At 61.0% G+C, this 17,594-nt stretch carries 16 protein-coding genes; 12 read left to right on the forward strand and 4 right to left on the reverse strand.

What is annotated here, in order from left to right:
- The first annotated feature begins 70 nt into the window (after positions 1-70).
- The 10 genes from EV700_RS01755 (at position 71) to leuE (ending at position 7,983) form a co-directional block, all read left to right on the forward strand.
- Positions 71-325 carry a type II toxin-antitoxin system Phd/YefM family antitoxin gene (locus EV700_RS01755; protein ID WP_130410640.1) on the forward strand — a complete coding sequence of 85 codons (255 nt, stop codon included), beginning with the start codon at positions 71-73 and terminating at the stop codon, positions 323-325.
- Positions 325-741 carry a type II toxin-antitoxin system VapC family toxin gene (locus tag EV700_RS01760; RefSeq protein WP_130410641.1) on the forward strand — a complete coding sequence of 139 codons (417 nt, stop codon included), beginning with the start codon at positions 325-327 and terminating at the stop codon, positions 739-741. Before EV700_RS01755 ends, EV700_RS01760 begins: the two co-directional genes overlap by 1 nt.
- 765 nt (positions 742-1,506) lie before the next feature.
- Positions 1,507-2,811 carry a hypothetical protein gene (locus EV700_RS01765; RefSeq protein ID WP_130410642.1) on the forward strand — a complete coding sequence of 435 codons (1,305 nt, stop codon included), beginning with the start codon at positions 1,507-1,509 and terminating at the stop codon, positions 2,809-2,811.
- An 8-nt stretch (positions 2,812-2,819) separates the two neighbouring features.
- On the forward strand, positions 2,820-3,824 hold the full coding sequence (locus tag EV700_RS01770; protein ID WP_130410643.1) for a hypothetical protein: 1,005 nt from the start codon (positions 2,820-2,822) through the stop codon (positions 3,822-3,824).
- A gap of 144 nt (positions 3,825-3,968) precedes the next feature.
- Positions 3,969-4,559, forward strand: coding sequence for a hypothetical protein (locus EV700_RS01775; protein ID WP_130410644.1), 591 nt, complete (start codon positions 3,969-3,971; stop codon positions 4,557-4,559).
- Positions 4,560-4,944: 385 nt separating this feature from the next.
- Positions 4,945-5,565 (forward strand): hypothetical protein, encoded by a 621-nt coding sequence (locus tag EV700_RS01785; protein ID WP_207224543.1) that lies wholly within the window; start codon positions 4,945-4,947, stop codon positions 5,563-5,565.
- Positions 5,566-5,701: 136 nt separating this feature from the next.
- The gene (locus tag EV700_RS01790) at positions 5,702-6,163 is read left to right on the forward strand and encodes a hypothetical protein (RefSeq protein WP_130410646.1); all 462 of its coding nucleotides are present in this window, start codon (positions 5,702-5,704) and stop codon (positions 6,161-6,163) included.
- Complete coding sequence (locus EV700_RS01795) at positions 6,150-6,740, forward strand: pilin (RefSeq protein WP_130410647.1); 591 nt, start codon at positions 6,150-6,152, stop codon at positions 6,738-6,740. The genes EV700_RS01790 and EV700_RS01795 overlap by 14 nt, the downstream gene beginning before the upstream one ends.
- An 84-nt stretch (positions 6,741-6,824) precedes the next feature.
- Positions 6,825-7,310: a YehS family protein gene (locus EV700_RS01800; protein ID WP_130410648.1), complete on the forward strand. Its 486-nt coding sequence runs from the start codon at positions 6,825-6,827 to the stop codon at positions 7,308-7,310.
- A 28-nt stretch (positions 7,311-7,338) separates the two neighbouring features.
- A complete protein-coding gene (gene leuE / locus EV700_RS01805; RefSeq protein ID WP_130410649.1) occupies positions 7,339-7,983 on the forward strand; it encodes a leucine efflux protein LeuE in 645 nt (214 codons plus the stop codon).
- A gap of 6 nt (positions 7,984-7,989) precedes the next feature.
- On the opposite strand, the gene EV700_RS01810 is transcribed toward leuE, so the two are convergent.
- Both EV700_RS01810 and EV700_RS01815 read right to left on the reverse strand, forming a co-directional pair.
- The gene (locus EV700_RS01810; protein ID WP_130410650.1) at positions 7,990-9,357 is read right to left on the reverse strand and encodes an SRPBCC family protein; all 1,368 of its coding nucleotides are present in this window, start codon (positions 9,355-9,357) and stop codon (positions 7,990-7,992) included.
- 96 nt (positions 9,358-9,453) lie between these two features.
- Positions 9,454-12,447 carry an ATP-binding protein gene (locus EV700_RS01815; RefSeq protein ID WP_130410651.1) on the reverse strand — a complete coding sequence of 998 codons (2,994 nt, stop codon included), beginning with the start codon at positions 12,445-12,447 and terminating at the stop codon, positions 9,454-9,456.
- Positions 12,448-12,588: 141 nt separating this feature from the next.
- On the opposite strand from EV700_RS01815, the gene EV700_RS01820 reads away from it, so the two are divergent.
- Entirely contained in the window at positions 12,589-12,984 is a 396-nt protein-coding gene (locus EV700_RS01820) for an acyl-CoA thioesterase (RefSeq protein WP_130410652.1), read from the forward strand.
- A gap of 7 nt (positions 12,985-12,991) precedes the next feature.
- Positions 12,992-13,318 (forward strand): hypothetical protein, encoded by a 327-nt coding sequence (locus tag EV700_RS01825; RefSeq protein WP_130410653.1) that lies wholly within the window; start codon positions 12,992-12,994, stop codon positions 13,316-13,318.
- Between the two features lie 4 nt (positions 13,319-13,322).
- Here EV700_RS01825 and EV700_RS01830 read toward each other — a convergent pair whose 3' ends face one another.
- Complete coding sequence (locus EV700_RS01830; protein ID WP_130410654.1) at positions 13,323-14,459, reverse strand: acyltransferase family protein; 1,137 nt, start codon at positions 14,457-14,459, stop codon at positions 13,323-13,325.
- Between the two features lie 133 nt (positions 14,460-14,592).
- Entirely contained in the window at positions 14,593-17,589 is a 2,997-nt protein-coding gene (locus EV700_RS01835; RefSeq protein ID WP_130410655.1) for a VIT domain-containing protein, read from the reverse strand.
- Between the last annotated feature and the right edge of the window lie 5 nt (positions 17,590-17,594).

The raw sequence follows: 17,594 nt of genomic DNA on the forward strand, positions 1-17,594 counted from the left end.
CATCCTCCAATTGCCCCACCCCACCAAAAGTAGTAACATCCCTACAATAAATCCACTCCGGGGCCATGCCATGCCCATCACCACCTACACCAGCCGCGAATTCAACCAGCACGCCAGCGAAGCCAAAAAAGCCGCCAACCACGGCCCCGTCTTCATCACCGACCGCGGCAAACCCGCCCACGTCCTGCTGAGCATTGACGACTACCGCAAACTCACCGGCGAACAAATGTCGCTGGGCGAAGCCGTCGCCCAATACCACGTCCCCGACTTCGACTTTGAAGCCCCGCGCGTGGAAGGCCTCACCCGCCCGGCGGACCTGGGCTGATGTTTATCCTCGACACCAACGTCCTCTCGGAACTGAGACGCCCCGACAAGGCCGACCACCGCGTACAGGCCTGGGCAGCCGCCCAACCCCTGAACCGCTTCTACCTGTCCGCCATCACCATCATGGAGCTGGAACTGGGCATCCTGTCCGTCACGCGCAAGGATGCCGGACAAGGAGCCGTGTTGCGCCAATGGATGGACCAGCTGGTGCTGCCCCGCTTCGAAGGCCGCATCCTGCCGGTGGATACCGCCGTGGCCCAACGCTGCGTCGCCCTGCACATTCCGGACCCGCGCTCGGAGCGCGACGCCCTCATCGCCGCCACGGCGCTGGTGCATGGCATGACCGTGGCCACGCGCAATATCGCCGATTTCACCCCCACCGGCGTGCCGGTATTCAATCCGTGGACAGAATCATGATGCGGAATGAATGCCCCCGCTGTTCTGTACACAAGAAAATTAGTCGGAGGGCTGAGCATGATTAATTATCAATCAAATATAATCATATGAATTCTTTAATGCCGCACCGGTTAATAAGGCCTAAACCCGGCATCAACATCGACAATACCTCTGCCAATTATGGGTCTGTTTTTGATGATTTTGACAAGCTTGCATATTCCAACTTTTGTGAGACATAACCAGTTTGGTTTTCAACCAAAACTCTTTTCAAGGGATATCGTAATGCCATCCGCAAAACGCCTGTTCTTTCTCTTACTGGTAGTTGTGCCAATAGCCGCATGGTTCATTGTGAATGCCCGTAAGAGTCATCGCACCCGTTTTCAACAATGGCATGGTTCCGCTGGCATGAAAGACGTGTGGCTCTACAGATGAAAAACCGTTGAACCGCGAGGCATAGTGACATGGGATGTAACAGTTAAATTGATGGACCTCCGCACGCCGAATTGTTGGCGCTATCGAGGGTGTGCTAGCGTGAGATTCATATCATTTGCGACTGTTCCAGCAAGTGTTGTTTCCCGTCAGGCGGATGAAGACCATGGAGAGTAAAAACCGATGACTAGAGGATGGCGTCTCATATTGGCGGGATTGGCGTTGCTGCCGCTGTTGGCATGGTCACAATCTCCGCCCCCTCAGCCCCCCTGCAAAGTGACTTCACTCCAGGGAGATGTAGTCGCTTACCAAGGGACGTGCAGGGATGGTCTTATCGAGGGCCCGGCCGAACTCATCATGCGAGGTATCAATAGCACGCAGGATGGCCCTTTGATCTATAAGGTCTATGGCTGGTTTGACCATGGCCGCGCATCAGGCCAGCTGATGCAGGTACTGAGCAACGGCATTAATTTGTGGTTCTTCGACAGCGAAGGCAAATGGGTCTGGCACTTCTCTAGAAGCATAGGCATCGCCTGGGACAATGATGCCTACTGGTTTTTGGATGCTGACTCGGATGCCGCCGGCTTCAAGCTGGAAAATCGGCAGGTCGACGGTAAAGCTGAACAGATCATCACAACATCCGAATTACTGCTTCAATCCGGTTCGAGCCTGACCGACCAGCGTGTTCCCTCGGTTGGTCCCGCCGCAATGCGCCTGTATCTGGATCACCTTCCGCGAGATAATCCCGCTCTGGCGATCGAACACCTGGTTGAAAGCAAGGCCTTGTTTCCCGCAGATCCGCCGGATCTTAAAATCGGCCCCGAGGAATTGCTAGTGCATACCCGGGATGGTTGCGGCTTGATCATCCCCTATGCCAGCCATGCCGGTAACCGGCATATTCTGATCGATGACTACCTGCGGCATAGCTGGTTGGGCGAGTGCGTGAACGGACTGGCCCTGGGGCCGGGAAAGCTGCTGATCAGGAGTACGGTGGACAACGCCTTGGTGGCTATTGTCAGCGGGTGGCGTCTCTACGGCCGGCCGATCGGAAGAAGTATCGAAACAAGACTCCCTTCATCATCGGGAAATTTACCCGGAAGCGTGACGGAGGGCTTCGACTGGGGCGGAGCCTCCTACACCCGCAGCCGCACAGCGCTGGGTGCGCCCACGCCGCGCAACTGGCTCTACGACCCGCCTAAGGTTATGGTGAGTTCCGCCAAGCGCGAGGTGATCTATACCCTGTTGCAGGCCGATCAGGATCACGATCATTGCAAGGGCGCGGGCGATAGCTGTCTGGAAGAACAAGTATTGGGCGGCGGCGATACACACAATATTCCCTGCCAAGGCAATTGCGGGGCGGTGTGGGCCGAGAAGGTAGCGCCCCTCTTGGCGGAGTTCGCTGCCGCAGAAAAACGTGACACCCCGGCTGTCGAGGCTGCCAAAAAATCCGTGGAACCCCTCCTGAAGAAACTTCAGGCCAAGCGTGTCCAGGACGCCAGGCAGCGCGAACGCCAACAGGCAGAGGCCAAAGCAAAGCGCGAGGCGGAAGCGGCGACGCTACGAACACAGGCGCTAACCCAGGCCAACCAGTCCAAACGGCCGGTGGCAAGCCCGAATGTCGATGCGCTGATCAAGCAGCTTTTGAAGGGTGGAAAATCATGAGGACACGGGTGGGCGTAGTCATCGCGGGCGTCGTACTGGCCTCCGGGCTCTCCGGAAAAGCTCTCGCCGCCAAACAGACCTGGGTGCTGCCCACGGACTGCCAGGCGGAGCAGGCCGCTATCAGGGCGAACGGAGATTATGAGGGGGGTAGCACAGAGGAACTGATCACTCAATCGATCGAGTTTCCCTGGATTTATCGTTTTTCCTTCTCCCGCCGGGGAAACGGCGAATTGATGACCCCGGAGGACTTGAAGGCGTTCGGTGACCAACTCATCCAAGAGGGGCAAGCTAACGTTGATCGGTATCGCAACTCCTATCCGGCGGAGTCACTGGCCCGCATTATGCGGGTAGCCCGGATGAAGGCATGCCCCTATTACGTGGCTGCTGAAAGAAGCGCCGGGCCGAAGCCGACTCCGGCCCCGGTGAAGGATTGCTCTCAGGATGCGAGCACGCTGGTCAACAAGAGCTTGCAGGACATTGATACCCGGGTGGGCGCTTTCATGGCATCGAACGCCGGGCAGGCTCAGGGCTCTCCAACACCGTCCTTGCAGGTCGTGATGTGGGCGACGCTCCAGCAAGCCAGGATCATCCAGCGATATTGCTCAGGGTCTGCGGGTTACAAGGAGCGCGCCGAGAGTCTGGAGTCTTCGTTCCTGGCGGCGCAACAGGCCTGTCGTCAACTCCAGTCCCGTCCGGAAATCTGTGAGCCTGTCGCCCCTGAACAACTGATGGCCGGTGATGACAAGGCCCGGCGGGATGCTGACGCTGTCAAGCAACAGTCCAAAACTGGCGCACGCGCCGCCGTCGATAACACGCCACCGGGCTTCAACCCTGCCGAACTTCCTCCGGCGGATTTTATGGGTTACTACACCGGGCAATGCCTGGAAAGCGGTTTTTCCCCCGTATCGAGTCAGGGCTGCGTGATCTGTGGCAATCCGGAAGGAACCTTGGGTGCCGGGTTTCAGTGGCGAAAATGCCAGGCATCCAGCCAGGGCGCGAGCGCGGCGCGTTGAGTCGTGAGGAGCGGGGAGCGGGGCTGGCCGTCTGCGCCATCACAAATTAGGGATTCAACTGCGCGATGCAGAAACGTCAGCCGTGATTCGGCACACTGCGGAAATTACGCTGCCATGATACGAATCTCACCAACCGGATACCGGATGCTCCCGGCCTTACTGCTGGTTGCCGCGACCCTGCTCGCAGCCTGCTCATCCGCCCCTGTACGGGACCGCAACACCTCGCCCCGGAACGACCAAAGCATGCTTCGCGGCTGGATGAACTGTACGGACGCTGGTTGTGGCAGGGGCTTCATTTCCGCCTATTCAACCTTTCAGTTCTTGCAGGTGGACGACCGTTTGCAAAAGAACACGCCGGTGGTCATTACCTCGCCGGGCCGTCACTGGGTTGAGGCCTATTATTCCTGGGGTGCGGGCATCATGACCGGCATCGGTAATTACCGTAATTACGGTTTCGAAATCGAACTCTTGCCCGGCTACACCTATCAGGTTGAAGACGCGCCATCCGGCTGTATTGTCCCCATGAGACGCCACTGGGTTAGTCCGCGCACCTTACACATCACGGAAATTTCGCCATCGGGCAACCGTGCGTCACACAGTATCCGCGCCATGGAGTACTGCACGCCGGAAAGCAAATCACCCGGCAGTTGCAAGAAGGATGGGGATTGCGCTTCGGGCGTGTGTACTCCCTTCGGCGGAGAGACCGGCTTTGGGCTTTGCGGGGAACTGCGATAACACCGCCCTTTCCCCCTCCCGCCGTACAATAAGGCCCGCCCAGCGCCAAACCATCCCCCCCCGAAAACCGCGTGAAAATGCGGTCAGACTCGATTAACCCGACACTGCGCCAACCTGCACATCATGGACCCGCGCTCGGAGCGAGACGCCCTCATAGCCGCCACGACTCTGGCTCATGGCATGACTGTGGCCACGCTCAAAGTCGCCTAATTCGTATCCACAGATGTGCCTTTATTCAATCCGTGGACAGAATCATGATGCGGAATGAAAGTATCCAGAATCTCCCTATGCGCCATACTGGTCTTTGGATATGATTGATGGATCTACCGTCTTGATGGCCTGATACCGAAGCACCAGTCGAGCTGATCGCTGATAGGGAAAACCCTTGTTTAGCATTAAACGTGGCCTGCATATGGATAATGAAAAGTTCAAATCGTTGTTAGAAACAGCTGACTTCTTCGATCAGACAGCAAGAAAGTTGCTTGTTACCGAGCGAGGACTTCATGCCGAAACGCTGATTGCTTCTGTTTCCAGAATGTCTGGTTCCTTGATGTATAGAAGCTTTGGTCACCCTGCTTCTTTAGAGCCGGGAAAAGCCGTACTTTCGGATAAGGCTGATTTTTATGGACCAAAACTGATGAATTTGATGTTTGGCACATTACAGCAATGTGGACATCAAATTGGTGAGGCAAACATTAACACCGAATATGCTTCAACCAAATATATCCCGATAAGTTTCAAAGAGTCACATGCCCGTCTTGCTCCATTTTATTTGAAATATTGCGAAGCCGCGAAACTGTCTCACCATGATGCCGCATTTGCGGCTGCAATTGCCACGGCTTTGCTCATTCATGACTGCCGGGAAGTTCTAGATATTCGTAAAGGTGCGGGAGTTGCCATTTATGGGCTGGTGGAAGGAACAAAAACAGTTCCTTACCCAATTGGCGAAAAATCGGAGAGGCGGCCTCCCAATCCAGAAAAAAAGCCATGGTATAAGCTTTGGTAACTTGGCCTTGTGTAAAATTAAATCCGGGCTTCAAGTACGACAGGACTCGTAACCCATATACAGGCGTGGAAGCATGCCCTTCCGGGAAACAGCAATGTACGAAATTACAGGTTGAATTAAAATCAGGGCTCATCACATGAAATCAAACTTCGGCTCATGGTGGTTGCGCGTACTGAAAGGTGGCGTGAAGCTAAGTCCAGTTGAGCAGCAACTGCTTCAGACTTTCATTGATCACATGCCAACCGATTTTCAGCAGCCTTTAGCGGCACAAATTAATGCACTGAATTTGGCACAGCGCGTGGCGGAGTGGCGCGGCATCAATTTCTATTGCCTGATTAAAGGCCGTCCTTCACGGGTTGGAGTTGCACCACTGCCCTGCAAGGCTGGCGAGATCAAGCTGCTATCCCTCAAAGTAGCCATTGATGGAATCAGCCCTCCGATAAATGTAGCTTTCTGGGCAGTGAACGGTTACTTTTTTGGCTTCGGCACAGATCAGTCACTTAAGCCCGTCAAGGCTGCTACTGATATAACGCTCTTGAAGGTCACGCAATCGTGGCGTTCCAACATTCAGGTCACGGACTCCCATGCCAACCATTAAAATATCAAATATCTTTATGACACCCTTTAAGAGTTGGTATGGCTATTTGGTTGCCAGCGGCATTTCTGCTTACTATATTTCCTCTGAACCGACAAAGGGCATGACCGCCTTTGCATTTTATTTTATTTCAATTTCAATACTTTCCGTAATGGGGACACAATCAAGCATCCTGAAATGTCAAACCAGGAGCGTTTGGTGGTATTACCCGATTCATATCTTCTATGACTTGTTTGCTTTGCTTCCGGTAGCGGTCGTGACGGTCATTCTCGTGCCGCACGCTGAACCTTTCACGCCACGATACAGAGTCATGGAAGCTATTGGTCACACCGATGGAATCAAAGAGGAAATTGCTAGCCAACTGATATCTGGAAGCACTCCGGAGGAGCGAAAAATACTGCCGTCAGACAATGAAAATATAGCCGTGATTGATATTTCAAAAACCGGTAAATTAATAATGGTGACAGAGAACCCGGGGGCTATTATTTATTTTTCACCCATCGTTAAAAACAACGCGGTTACATGGGTTTGTGAGGGATATCCCAAGAAGCATATGCCTGTATCATGTCGTGGCGGCTAACTCCCCCCTGTCTAATCCCCCTCTCCCGCCGTACAATACCGGCCTGCCCCCGCGCCAAACCCTCACCCCCCGGAAAACCAGACAATGACCGCGAACGACGTTCTGCGCAGCCTCCGCTACACCCTCGACCTCAGCAACCGCCACCTGACCGACATCTTCCGCCTGACCGGCTATGAGATTGCCACGGACGAACTGGAAGCCTTGCTGAAAGCCGAAGACGAGGATGGCTACCTGGCGTGCAACCACGCCGTGCTGACCCATTTTCTGGACGGCCTGATCATTCAGCGCCGGGGCCAGCAGAACGGCAAGCCCTACGAAGCCCCCAAAGGCCGCACACGGCTCACCAACAACGACACCCTCAAGAAGATCCGCATTGCCTTTGAACTGCACGAAGAAGACATGCTGGACACGTTCCAGCTGGCGGGCATGAACGTGACCAAGCAGGAACTGGCGGCGCTGTTCCGCAAGCAAGGCCATCACAATTACCGGGAGTGCGGCGACCAGTTCCTGCGCAACTTCCTGAAAGGGCTGGCTATCCGCTATCGCCATGCTCCGGATACCGCGTTCTGATCCGCCCGCGCCGGAATTTTCGATCCCCATGTTTTACGGCATCACCGACCTGCCCGCCTTCATCCTGGGCACCATCCTCATCGTGTTGCTGCCCGGCCCCAACTCGCTGTATCTGGCTACGGTTTCCTCCCGGTCGGGCGTCCGCGCCGGGTTTCGCGCCGCCGCCGGCATCTTTACCGGCGACCTGATCCTGATGACGCTGGCCGCCACCGGCGCGGCCTCGCTGCTGCACCGCTGGCCTGCGGTGTTTACCGTGCTGCAAGTGGTGGGGGCGGCCTATCTGGCCTGGCTGGGCGCGGATCTGCTGCGCAACGCCCGGCAGCGCTGGCACAGCGAAGCCATTCCCGCCGCCGTTTCCGGGGAGGCCTCGCCCCGCCCGTTCCGCACCGCGCTGACCATCAGCCTGATGAACCCGAAGGCGATCTTTTTCTACATCGCTTTCTTCATCCAGTTCGTGGCGCCGGATTACCCCCGGCCGTGGCTGTCCTTCCTGATCCTGGGAACGGTAGTGCAGGTTTGCAGCATGGTCTATCTGCTGGCGCTGATTTACGGCGGCAGCCGCCTGGCCGGGACATTCCGGCAGCGGCCCCGCCTGTCGGCCTGCGGGCTGGCAGGGGTGGGGATACTCTTCATCGCCTTCGCCCTGCGGCTGGCGTGGAGCGGATTGAGCTGAGGCGGGTTATTCCGGCAACGGTTCTTCCGGCTGCACCGCGCCCGGTTGCTTGGCCGCCACCCAGCGTTCCAGTTTGCGCAGGCTGATCAGCTGTGCGCCCATCGTCGGCAGAAAGTCGTTATACGGCAGATACTTGGCCAGCTTCAGGAAGTGCGGCGGATGCTCGCCCACCTTCCCCGCCGAGTGCAGCAGCATGGTGGTGCTGTTCACCGTGGCTTCTTCCCAACGCCAATAGCCCTGGATCTGTTCCAGATCGCCGCCAAAGGACTTGAAGAGCAGCGACCGGTCCTTGCTCCAGTTATGCGAAATCGAAATATTCACCGGCAGCGACAGGAAGCCCAGCCCGATGCCCAGCTTCATGTCCATGTCGAACCCCGAATTCTGCGTCGGATGGATTTTCACCTTGCGCACCTGCGGGAAAATCTTCGGGTAGCGCGCGAAGTCGGTGGTCATTTGCCGGGTCACGTCCACCGGCGCGGCCACCCGGCCGATGGCGGTGATGAAACGCAAATCGGTAGGCTTGTCGGCCGTGCCGCGAATCCATACCGGCGGGTGGATGAACGCCACTTCGCCCTGGTCCAGCAACCCGGACAGCAGTTGCTTGCGGTCCGGCGTCCAGGCCAAGTCCTGCAAGGGCGGAATGGCCGGCATGGCGGCGGCCACCGGCGCGGCCGACGGGGCAAGCCGGTTGCGGAAGGCTTCGGCCAGAAATCCGTTGCCGACGTAGGGCACGGCGATGCGGATGTCCGGGAAGGCATGCAGGATGGTCCTCAGCAGAAAGGAAGCGCTGTTCAGGTCGGTCCAGGTGGTGAATACCAGCAGCGTGCGGCGGGCGTCCAGCGGAAACCATTCGTAGCGGGCCAGGCCCACATCCACGGGCGCTTCAATCAGCCGCGCCGAGACCGAGCCGTCCGCCTCGACGGTGTGCTGCGCCAGGATGTCTTCCGAGACGTTGGGGAACGGCATCGGCAGGTCGATGCGCACATGGTAGTGCATCAGGGTGTGCGGGCCGGACTGCTGCTTCAGTTGCGACAGCGTGGTTTTGGGAAAGAAGGCGGCGTAGCCGGTGTAGCTGCGCACGGTCTGCGCCACGGCGGCGGCGGGAACCGGCAACACCACGGCGGCGGAGACAAATTGCTGGTTGCGATAGCTTTTCAGCTTGCCCTTGACCTCCAGCGTGAAGTCACGGGCCGGATGCGGGTAAAGAATCACGGTGTCGGCGGCCAGGTCGGCCAGCGCGGCGGGGTTGCCCTTGAACGGGTCCAGCCCGTGCGGCGCGGGATTCTGCCAGTCGTTCATACCGTAAACGGCGGCCAGCGCGGGCAGCGGCAACAGGAACAACATCAGTAGCAAAGCAGCCGGAAATCGGTTCATGGTGCAGACAAGGGTGCGGGAAAAATGGCCTCGACTGTAAGCGAGGCGGCGCTGCCGCGCCAAGGCAGATTTGTTGCCGACCGTCCCGGCGCCGCGTCACCGCCTTCCCAGCAAGACCCGTAACCGTTCCAGCAGCGGCAGGATGGCCTCGACACCGCCGTCGCCGGACAAGCGCTCCACCTCCACCAGCAGGTCGGCCACCTCGGCGGCCCCCATCGATCGGGACGAGGATTTGAACTTGTGGGCCAGCTGGCGCAGGGTCTGCCGGTCATCCCGTGCCAGCGCCAGGGACATCTCGTCCACCCCGGCGCGGGTGTCGCTGAAAAACAGGGCGGCCAGTTGCTCGGCCTTCGCCATGTCGCCGTCGAACAATTCGGCCAACAGCGCCGGATCGAACAGGCCGTCCGCGCCGGATTGTACCGGGCCGGCTGCCATTTCCGGGATAACCGCGACGGGAACCGCCTCCGGCAATACCGCCGGACGCGCCTGACCGGTCCGCAGCCAACGCACCAGCGTTTCATAGAGCAATGTCGGCTTGACCGGCTTGCTGACAAAGTCGTTCATCCCGGCGGCAAAACACTGCTCGCGGACATCCGCCCACGCATTCGCGGAGAAGACGATGATCGGGATGTGCCGCATGGCCGGGGAAGCGCGCATGCGGCGGGCGGTTTCCTGCCCGTCCATGACCGGCATCTGCAAGTCCATCAGCACCACGTCCACCCGATGCTGTTCAAGCAGGGCCAGCGCCTCCAGACCGTCGGCAGCAATCAGCACCTTGACGCCCATGCGCCGCAACAGCGCTTCGGCGACTTGCTGGTTGATCAGGTTGTCTTCCACCAGCAGTACGCGTGCGCCCAGCAACCGGTTGTAGTCGTTGCCGACCGGCGGGGCATCGCGGCCCGGCCCGCCTGCCGCGACGGCCTTGCCGAAGCGGGCGGTAAAACGGAAAGTGCTGCCCTCGCCCGGCACGCTGGTAAGGCCGACCTCGCCCCCCATCATCTGCACCAGCTGGCGGCTGATGGTGAGGCCCAGTCCGGTGCCGCCGTACTTGCGGGTGGTGGAACTGTCCGCCTGCTGGAAGGGCTGGAAGATTTTCGCCTGCTGCTCGGCGGTCATGCCGATGCCCTGGTCCTGGACTTCAAAACGGAGCAGGCAGTCGTCGGCCCGCTCCTCGGCGAGGGATACCCGGACGACGATGACGCCGTCGCGGGAAAACTTGATGGCGTTATTGAGGAAATTCAGCAGTATCTGGTTCAGCCGCAAAGGGTCGCCGCGCAACTGCGGCGGCACATCGGGCGCGATTTCCGCTTGCAGGCGCAGACCGCGCTCCGCCGCATTGTCCGCCGACAGGCTGACCAGGGTCCGGATCACGGTCTCCAACGAAAAATCGATATGTTCCAGCAGCAGCTTGCCGGATTCGATCTTGGAAAAATCGAGGATGTTATCGATCAACGCCAGCAGGTGCTGTCCGGAGAGGTGGATTTTCTCGACATAGTCACGCTGCTGGCGGTCGAGGGACGTGCCCAGCACCAGATAGGCCATACCGATGACGCTGTTCATCGGGGTGCGGATTTCGTGGCTCATGTTCGCCAGGAAATCGCTCTTCGCCAGCGTGGCGGACTCGGCCAGGGCGGCATGCTGCTTGGCTTCCACCAGCAACTGGTTGATGGTTTCCAGATCGGCCGTGCGCTCGCGGATACGCTGCTCCAGCGAGGCGTTGAGGCTGAGGATTTTCAGTTCGGCCTGCTTCTGGACGGTAATGTCCTGTGACGTGCCCTGCAGGCCGATGATGTCTCCCGCCGCATTGCGCAGGACTTCACCCCGGGCCCGCACCCAGCGCCGGGGCGTTGCTTCCAGGCTCAGCTCCAGCTCGATTTCATAAGGCTCGCCGGTTTTCAGGCATTGCTGCGCGATGGCGGTCAGCCGCGCGGCGCTTTCCGGCGTATAGTTTTGCTGGTCTTCCTCGTACGTGGGCGGCTTGCCGCCGGGCTGCCGGTCATAAATGCGGAACAGCTCATCGGACCACCAGATGGCGTCGGTGACGGCGTTCCAGCGCCAGTTGCCCAGACCGGCGACCCGTTGCGCCTCGCGCAGCCAGACTTCGCGCTCCTGCAGTTCGGCGGTGCGCTGCGCCACCCGCTGCTCCAGGGTTTCATTCAGCGCGCGCATGGCCTGTTCGGCCTGCGTGCGCTCGATGGCGATGCTGGCCAGATGCGCGGTCTGCTCGATCACGGCGATATCGGCGTCAGTGGGCGCATGCGGCCGGGCATGATAGATGGCGAAGGTACCCAGCACCTGCCCTGCGGATGACAGGATCGGCTGCGACCAGCAAGCCGCCAGACCGGCGCGACCGGCCAGATCGGCATAGGGCGCCCAATCGGGGTGATGGGCGATATCGCTGACCACGACGCGTTTGCCGGTCACGGCGGCCGTGCCGCAGGAACCGGCCCCGGCGGCGATTTCCAGGGCGTACAGCGCTTCGGTGTAAAAGCCGGGCAGACTGGGACCCGCGCCCGGACGGAAATGGCGACCGGTGTCATCCAGCAGCAGGATGCTGCAGATGGCCGTGGGGTTCAGCGCTTCCATGCCGCGCACGATGGCGTCCAGAATGGTTTGCAACGGCCTGCCGCCCGCCAGCAACTCCAGCGTATGGCTGCGGAACTGTTCGTAGCGCTCGGCGCGCTTGCGCTCGGTAATGTCTTTCACCGTGGTGACATAGCCGGTGATATTGCCCGCAGCGTCGCGCACTTCGGACGGGCCGATCAGCGCCGGGAAGCGCTCACCGTTGCGGCGCATGAAGATCAGGTCAAAGGTGGCCTTCTTGCCGTCCAGCATCATCTGGAAGGCGGCGGTAATATTGGCGTGCTCTTCCGGCGGCCAGAAGGAAAACGGCACGGTCTGGCCGATCAGCTCCGCCTCGGTCAGGTCGACCATGCGGCAAAAGGCGGGGTTGGTGCGGGCGAAACGGCCGTGCTCGTCCAGCAGGACAAAGCCGTCCTGCATGGAGTTCAACAGGTCGGTGATGAATCCGGTCGCCGCCTGCAGCGCCTGCGCCATCGTTCCACGGCTGTCGTCAGCACTTTCGTCCACTGGTTTGCTCCCGGATCCCTACAACTCTAACCATTGATCATACACGCTGCCGGCCATCCTGACAGGAGGGTTGAAACCGGCCGCCACCGCCACGGTCCGACTTGCTAGAATACGCCTCCCCAGCCTGCATGCCGGACTCCCATGTTTACCGCCCGATTTTCTCCCCGCGTCTACGAGACTGACGCCTTCGGCCACATCAACAATACCGTGGTCCCCTGCTGGTTCGAGGCGGCGCGCGAACCCATCTTCCGCATTTTCACCCCGGAAATGGACCTGAAGGCGCTGAATATCATCATTGCGCGCATTGAAGTCGACTATGTCGCGCAGATACATTACGGTCACGAAGTCACCGTCCATACCGGCATCGCCCGGATCGGCAATTCCTCGTTCGTGGTGTGGCACGAAGCGTTCCAGCGCGGACAACTGGTGGCGAAGGGCTCGGTGGTGCACGTCTACTTTGATTTCTCGCAGCAGAAGTCGGGGCCGTTGCCGGAACCGCTGAAGGCGGCGCTGAAGGAACACTTGCGGGCGGAATGAGCCGATCATGCTGAAACACGTGAAAGACCCCAAGGAAGCCCGGGACACCCTGCTGGCGCTGATGCCCACCTGCGGCACGCTGGCGGGTATCGGCGTCGGTCTGGCCGGGATGATCAAGTCCGGCGCGGGCGGCGGCACAACGACGGTGGCCGATGACATCCTGCTGGTGTCCGCCCTCGGCTTCCTGTTCGCCTGTTACCTGATTTTCTTTGCCCTGCGCCAGACGCGCACCAGCGTCACCGCGCGGATGATGAAGCTGATCGACGTGGTCTTCCTGGTGTCACTGACGCTGATCGTGTTCTCGGGCTTCGTGGTGGTCTACGAATTGATGTAAGGGCTCAGCGCGCCACCCGTTGCGCCAGTCGTCGGCCGAAGTCGATCGACGGCACTTCCACCCAGCGGTAGGACAGGTACGCCAGGCCATAGCTGCTGGTGACGCCCAGCAGGAACACCGGCCAGAACAGGCTTTCATCCAGCTGGATTTCCAGCAGGCTGGCGCCCAGCGCAATCGCGCCGAAGGACAGCATGTGGTAGAGGTAGATGCTGTAGGAATAAGTGCCGTAACGGCCGAGCAGGCGCGTCAGCGGTCCCGACTCGGTCTTCTGGCGGATGTTGAGGAAGGCGTAGATCATCACGATGGCGCAGCCGGTAAAGGCCGGCGTCATCCATTCCCAAGGCAGCAGTCCCTGCCAGATGCCGGTCACCATCCCGAACGCCGCCAGCACCAGCCCCCAGACGGCGAACTGGTTCTTCAGGACCGGCAGCCATTGCCGCTGGTGCAGGTCGGCCAGCGCCACGCCCAGAAAGAACGACAGCGACATGGTGAGCAGCGAGGTATCGGCGATCGGCACCGGCAAGGTCATCCCGGCGTAGAGCAACGCCGAACCCGCCGCCACCGGGCACAACCACCGCCAGGAACCGCAGCGGGCCATCAGGATGACCACGGGGGCCATCAGCAGGTAATAGTGGAATTCGATCGGCAGGCTCCAGTAAGGCCCGACGAAGTAGCCCGCCGGGCCGCTGATGTCGAACATCAGCAGCACGTAGTTCATCACCCCGCCCGCCGTTTCCGGCAAGCGGAAATTGCCCTGCATCCACCCTTCCGGCTCCACCCAGTAATAGGGCCACAACACCTTGGCGAACACCGTGTAGACCAGCAGCGACACCATGAAGGCGGGCCAGATGCGCGCCACGCGTTTAAGGTAGAAGGCCGGGACATCGGCCCAGCGTTGCAGGGCGCTGCGGTTGCTGAGATACAGCGTGAAGCCGCTGAGGGCGAAAAACAGGCAGACGCCGAACGAGCCCAGATCGAACAGGCGGGCAAACCACAACTTCTGGGTGAAAAAGGCAGGCAGGCCTTCGGTGCTGACCGACCACGGGCCTTCGACCGTGCGGATGGCGTGCGATACCACCACCACGAAAGCGGCCAGGCCGCGAAGCCAGGTCAGCGCCGGGACGTAAGAGGATTTGCTCATCAATCAAGGATCTCGCGACACGATGCCCGGCTGGGGCCATCGTGTACTGGCGCGGCAGCGCGTAGGGCCGTCCCGGGCCGGAATCAAACGGGGCGCATTTTAGCCCGATCCCGGCCCGGCCGCCATGTCCTGATCACTTTCCCATCGTAATCTCCCCGATTTCTATCTGGTCACTGGGTTGGGTCAGACGCACGGTCAGGTATTCATCCTTTTGCTGCCGCGTGCCGAAGTTGGTGCTGAGCCGCACTTGCAGCGTGGTGCCGTTGCTGACGGTCTGGCTGCGGTCGCCGAAATAGCGGGTATGCACGCGGTACTTGCCTGCGGCAGGTTTGCGCAGCATGAACTCTTCCGGACCGTAGCCGCCGGTGAAGTCCGCCGACATGCGCCCGCCCTGCCCGGTCAGCGGATTGCCGTAATAGGCCTCCTCGCCCAGCGCATCGGTCACGTGCAGGTCGATGTCGGTATTGTCGGCGTCCCAGGCCAGCGTCACGCGCAGGCCCACCGGCAGGTTGCGCAGCAGGCGCGGGTCGATGCCGCCGGTGTTCAGGCGCTTCGGGCTGGTGGCGACAATGGCGTTCAACTCGTCCAGCGCAATCTGCTCCACATCCGGGAAGCGACCGTTCCAGGGCCGCGACACCACCTGCCACAGGTTGTCCACCGCCGCCTGCGGCTGTCCGGCGGCAGCCTGCGCCAGCCCCAGGTCGCGCCAGGACTGCGGTTCGTCCGGGGCCAGCGCCAGCACTTTTTGCAGCACCGGAATGGCCAGCAGCGGCTGTCCGGCCTGTTGCAGGCGGTAGGCCAGCACGCGCAGGATGGCGCGATTCTCCAGATTCATTTCCGCCAGGTTCGACAGCACGCGCAGCGCCAATTGCGGTTGCTTTTTCTCGAACAGGATATCGGCCGCATCCAGATAGAACGCGGTGCTGTCGCGCCATTGCGGACGGGCTTGCAGGTAGAGGCTGTAGACCTCGGCGGCCGGGGCGGCGCGCAGGGTGTGGGTGTAGGGGGCATCGGGTTGCCACGGCGTCAGGCGGATGGTACCGGCCACGGCGGACGTGTCACCGTTGTCGCGCAAGGATTTCAGTTCATCCGCCTCTGCCGGGGCGGCCATCGCCGCCGGGGATGCCGCGATATTGCCCTCGGCCCGCATCCGCCGATCGGCGGAACCGCCCTGCGCGCGTTCGGCCATCGGCGCATCCATCCGCGCCATCGCGGGCGCAGCCAGACCCACCGCCATTTCCGCCTTGCGCTTCGACAGGGGCTTGGGCTTGGTGGAGAACTCCTGCTCCCACCACCGCACTTTTTCCTGGAAGCGCGCCGCCACGGCTTCCAGATGGGCAAAGCGTTCCTGCTGCTGTCCCTTGATACGGTTCGCCATCAGTTGCCGGTATTCAGCCAGCAACGGTCCCGGCGGCTCGATCTCGTTGTTCACATAATCCTGCACCTGATCGAGCACGATCAACGAGGTTTCCGGCGTCACCATGTTGAAACGGCGGCCCAATGCGCGGATCGCCTGCCGGTTGCCTTCGGGATCGGCTTGCAGTTCGGCCAGTTGCAGCGACGCCCAACGGGTCGCGGCCAGCGCGCCCGCCGCTTGCCGGTTCAGGGGAACATCCACCGTGCGTAGGCGGCCGTCGGCTTGCGTCAATTGCAGTTGCAGGCGGCCGGTGTCGCCGGTCAGCACGCCCGCCAGCGTCAGCATGCCGTTCTCCGGCTGCCGCGACAGGGCCGTGACCTGCGCTACCCCGTCCCCCGACCAGCCCGCCAGTTGCAGGCGGCGGTTGACGATTTGCGAGACCGCTTCCTCCACCGGCAGGCGCGTCAGGTCGAGCAGCGCCCCGCCGCTCTTTTCCGCCGCCAGCCGCAGCGCGGCGTTGTTGTTGCTGAGCGCTGCGCTGACCGCAAACAGCGGCGCGCGCGACTCCGCCATGACACCCGCGCCGTAATTCACCAGCCCGTCGCCCACCAGCAGGTTCAGCGCCGTGCCGGAGGGCGCCGAAAACGCCGAGGCCGCCGTGGCGCCATCATAGACCACGCGCTCCAAAGCCTGGCGAAGCGCGCGCCAGTCGCCCTCCCGCACCGTGAACACCCCGCCCGGTTCCGCGGTATCGCGAGCCAGCACCAGTTGCACCTCGGTATCGCCCCAGCGCCGGAACAGCTGGTCCAGCAAGGCCAGCTCCTTGGCGTGATCACGCCGTTCACCGGAAGCGGAGGCATCCCAGACCAGCCCGATACGGCGCGGCGCGGGTCGCGGCAGCAGCGCCTCGCCGTCCGCCACCGGCACTTCCGCATAGAAATAGGTCTGGCGGTTGAACTCCTGCATCGCCACCACCGGCCGCCGTTCCGCCGGTTCATCCAGCGCGACGATGAACTCCCGGTCCGCGACGGTCTTACCGGGGATTAGCACCGCCTTCAGCAAACCGTCGGAGGTGCCGAACCGCAGCCCTTCTGCCGCGTCACGGCCATGCACCTGCGCCGCCGTCCGTCCCGCCACGGTCAGCATGAAGTCCAGTTCCGGCAACACGCCGCTGAACTGCAACGGCAGGCGGTACAAGGCCTGACCGCCCTGCACCGGCAGCGTTTCGACCACCTCCAGCACTACCCGCCGCGTGCCGTTGGCGGGCAAGGGATAGACCCGCAGCTTGTAATTGTTGCCTTGCGTCACTTCCAGCAGCGCCGGGTCGACGCGCCGGCGGATGGTGTCCTCGAACACCTGACGGCCCTTGGCCTTGTCCACCGGCACCGCCTCACGCAGTTCGCCGTTGATGTCCAGTGCGAAGCCCGCCACCGACTGGCCATCGTACAGCGGGAACTGCAACTCGCCTTCCAGCACCTGCGGATTGGGATTGCGGAAGGTCATCTCGATGCGGGTGCGGGCGGCGTGTCCGGCCACTTCGCCGCGCACCTGCACCTTTTCCAGCACAATCGGCTCGCGCGCCCCGGCCACCACCAGTTGCGGCTGGTTGGACGGCAGGATCTGCGTTTCCGGCGCGAATTTCACCAGCGCCGCGTCGGGCGCGGTCGGGGTTGGCAGCACGGAAATATCGGGGCGGGTCTGGGCGACGGCCAGGCTGAGGGCGCTGAGCGAAAAAGTGACAACAGCGGCGCGCTTGAGGGATTTTCCGGTCATGGTCT

Origin of the sequence: Fluviicoccus keumensis (assembly GCF_004217445.1) — a bacterium.
GTDB classification, from domain to species: Bacteria; Pseudomonadota; Gammaproteobacteria; order Pseudomonadales; family Moraxellaceae; genus Fluviicoccus; species Fluviicoccus keumensis.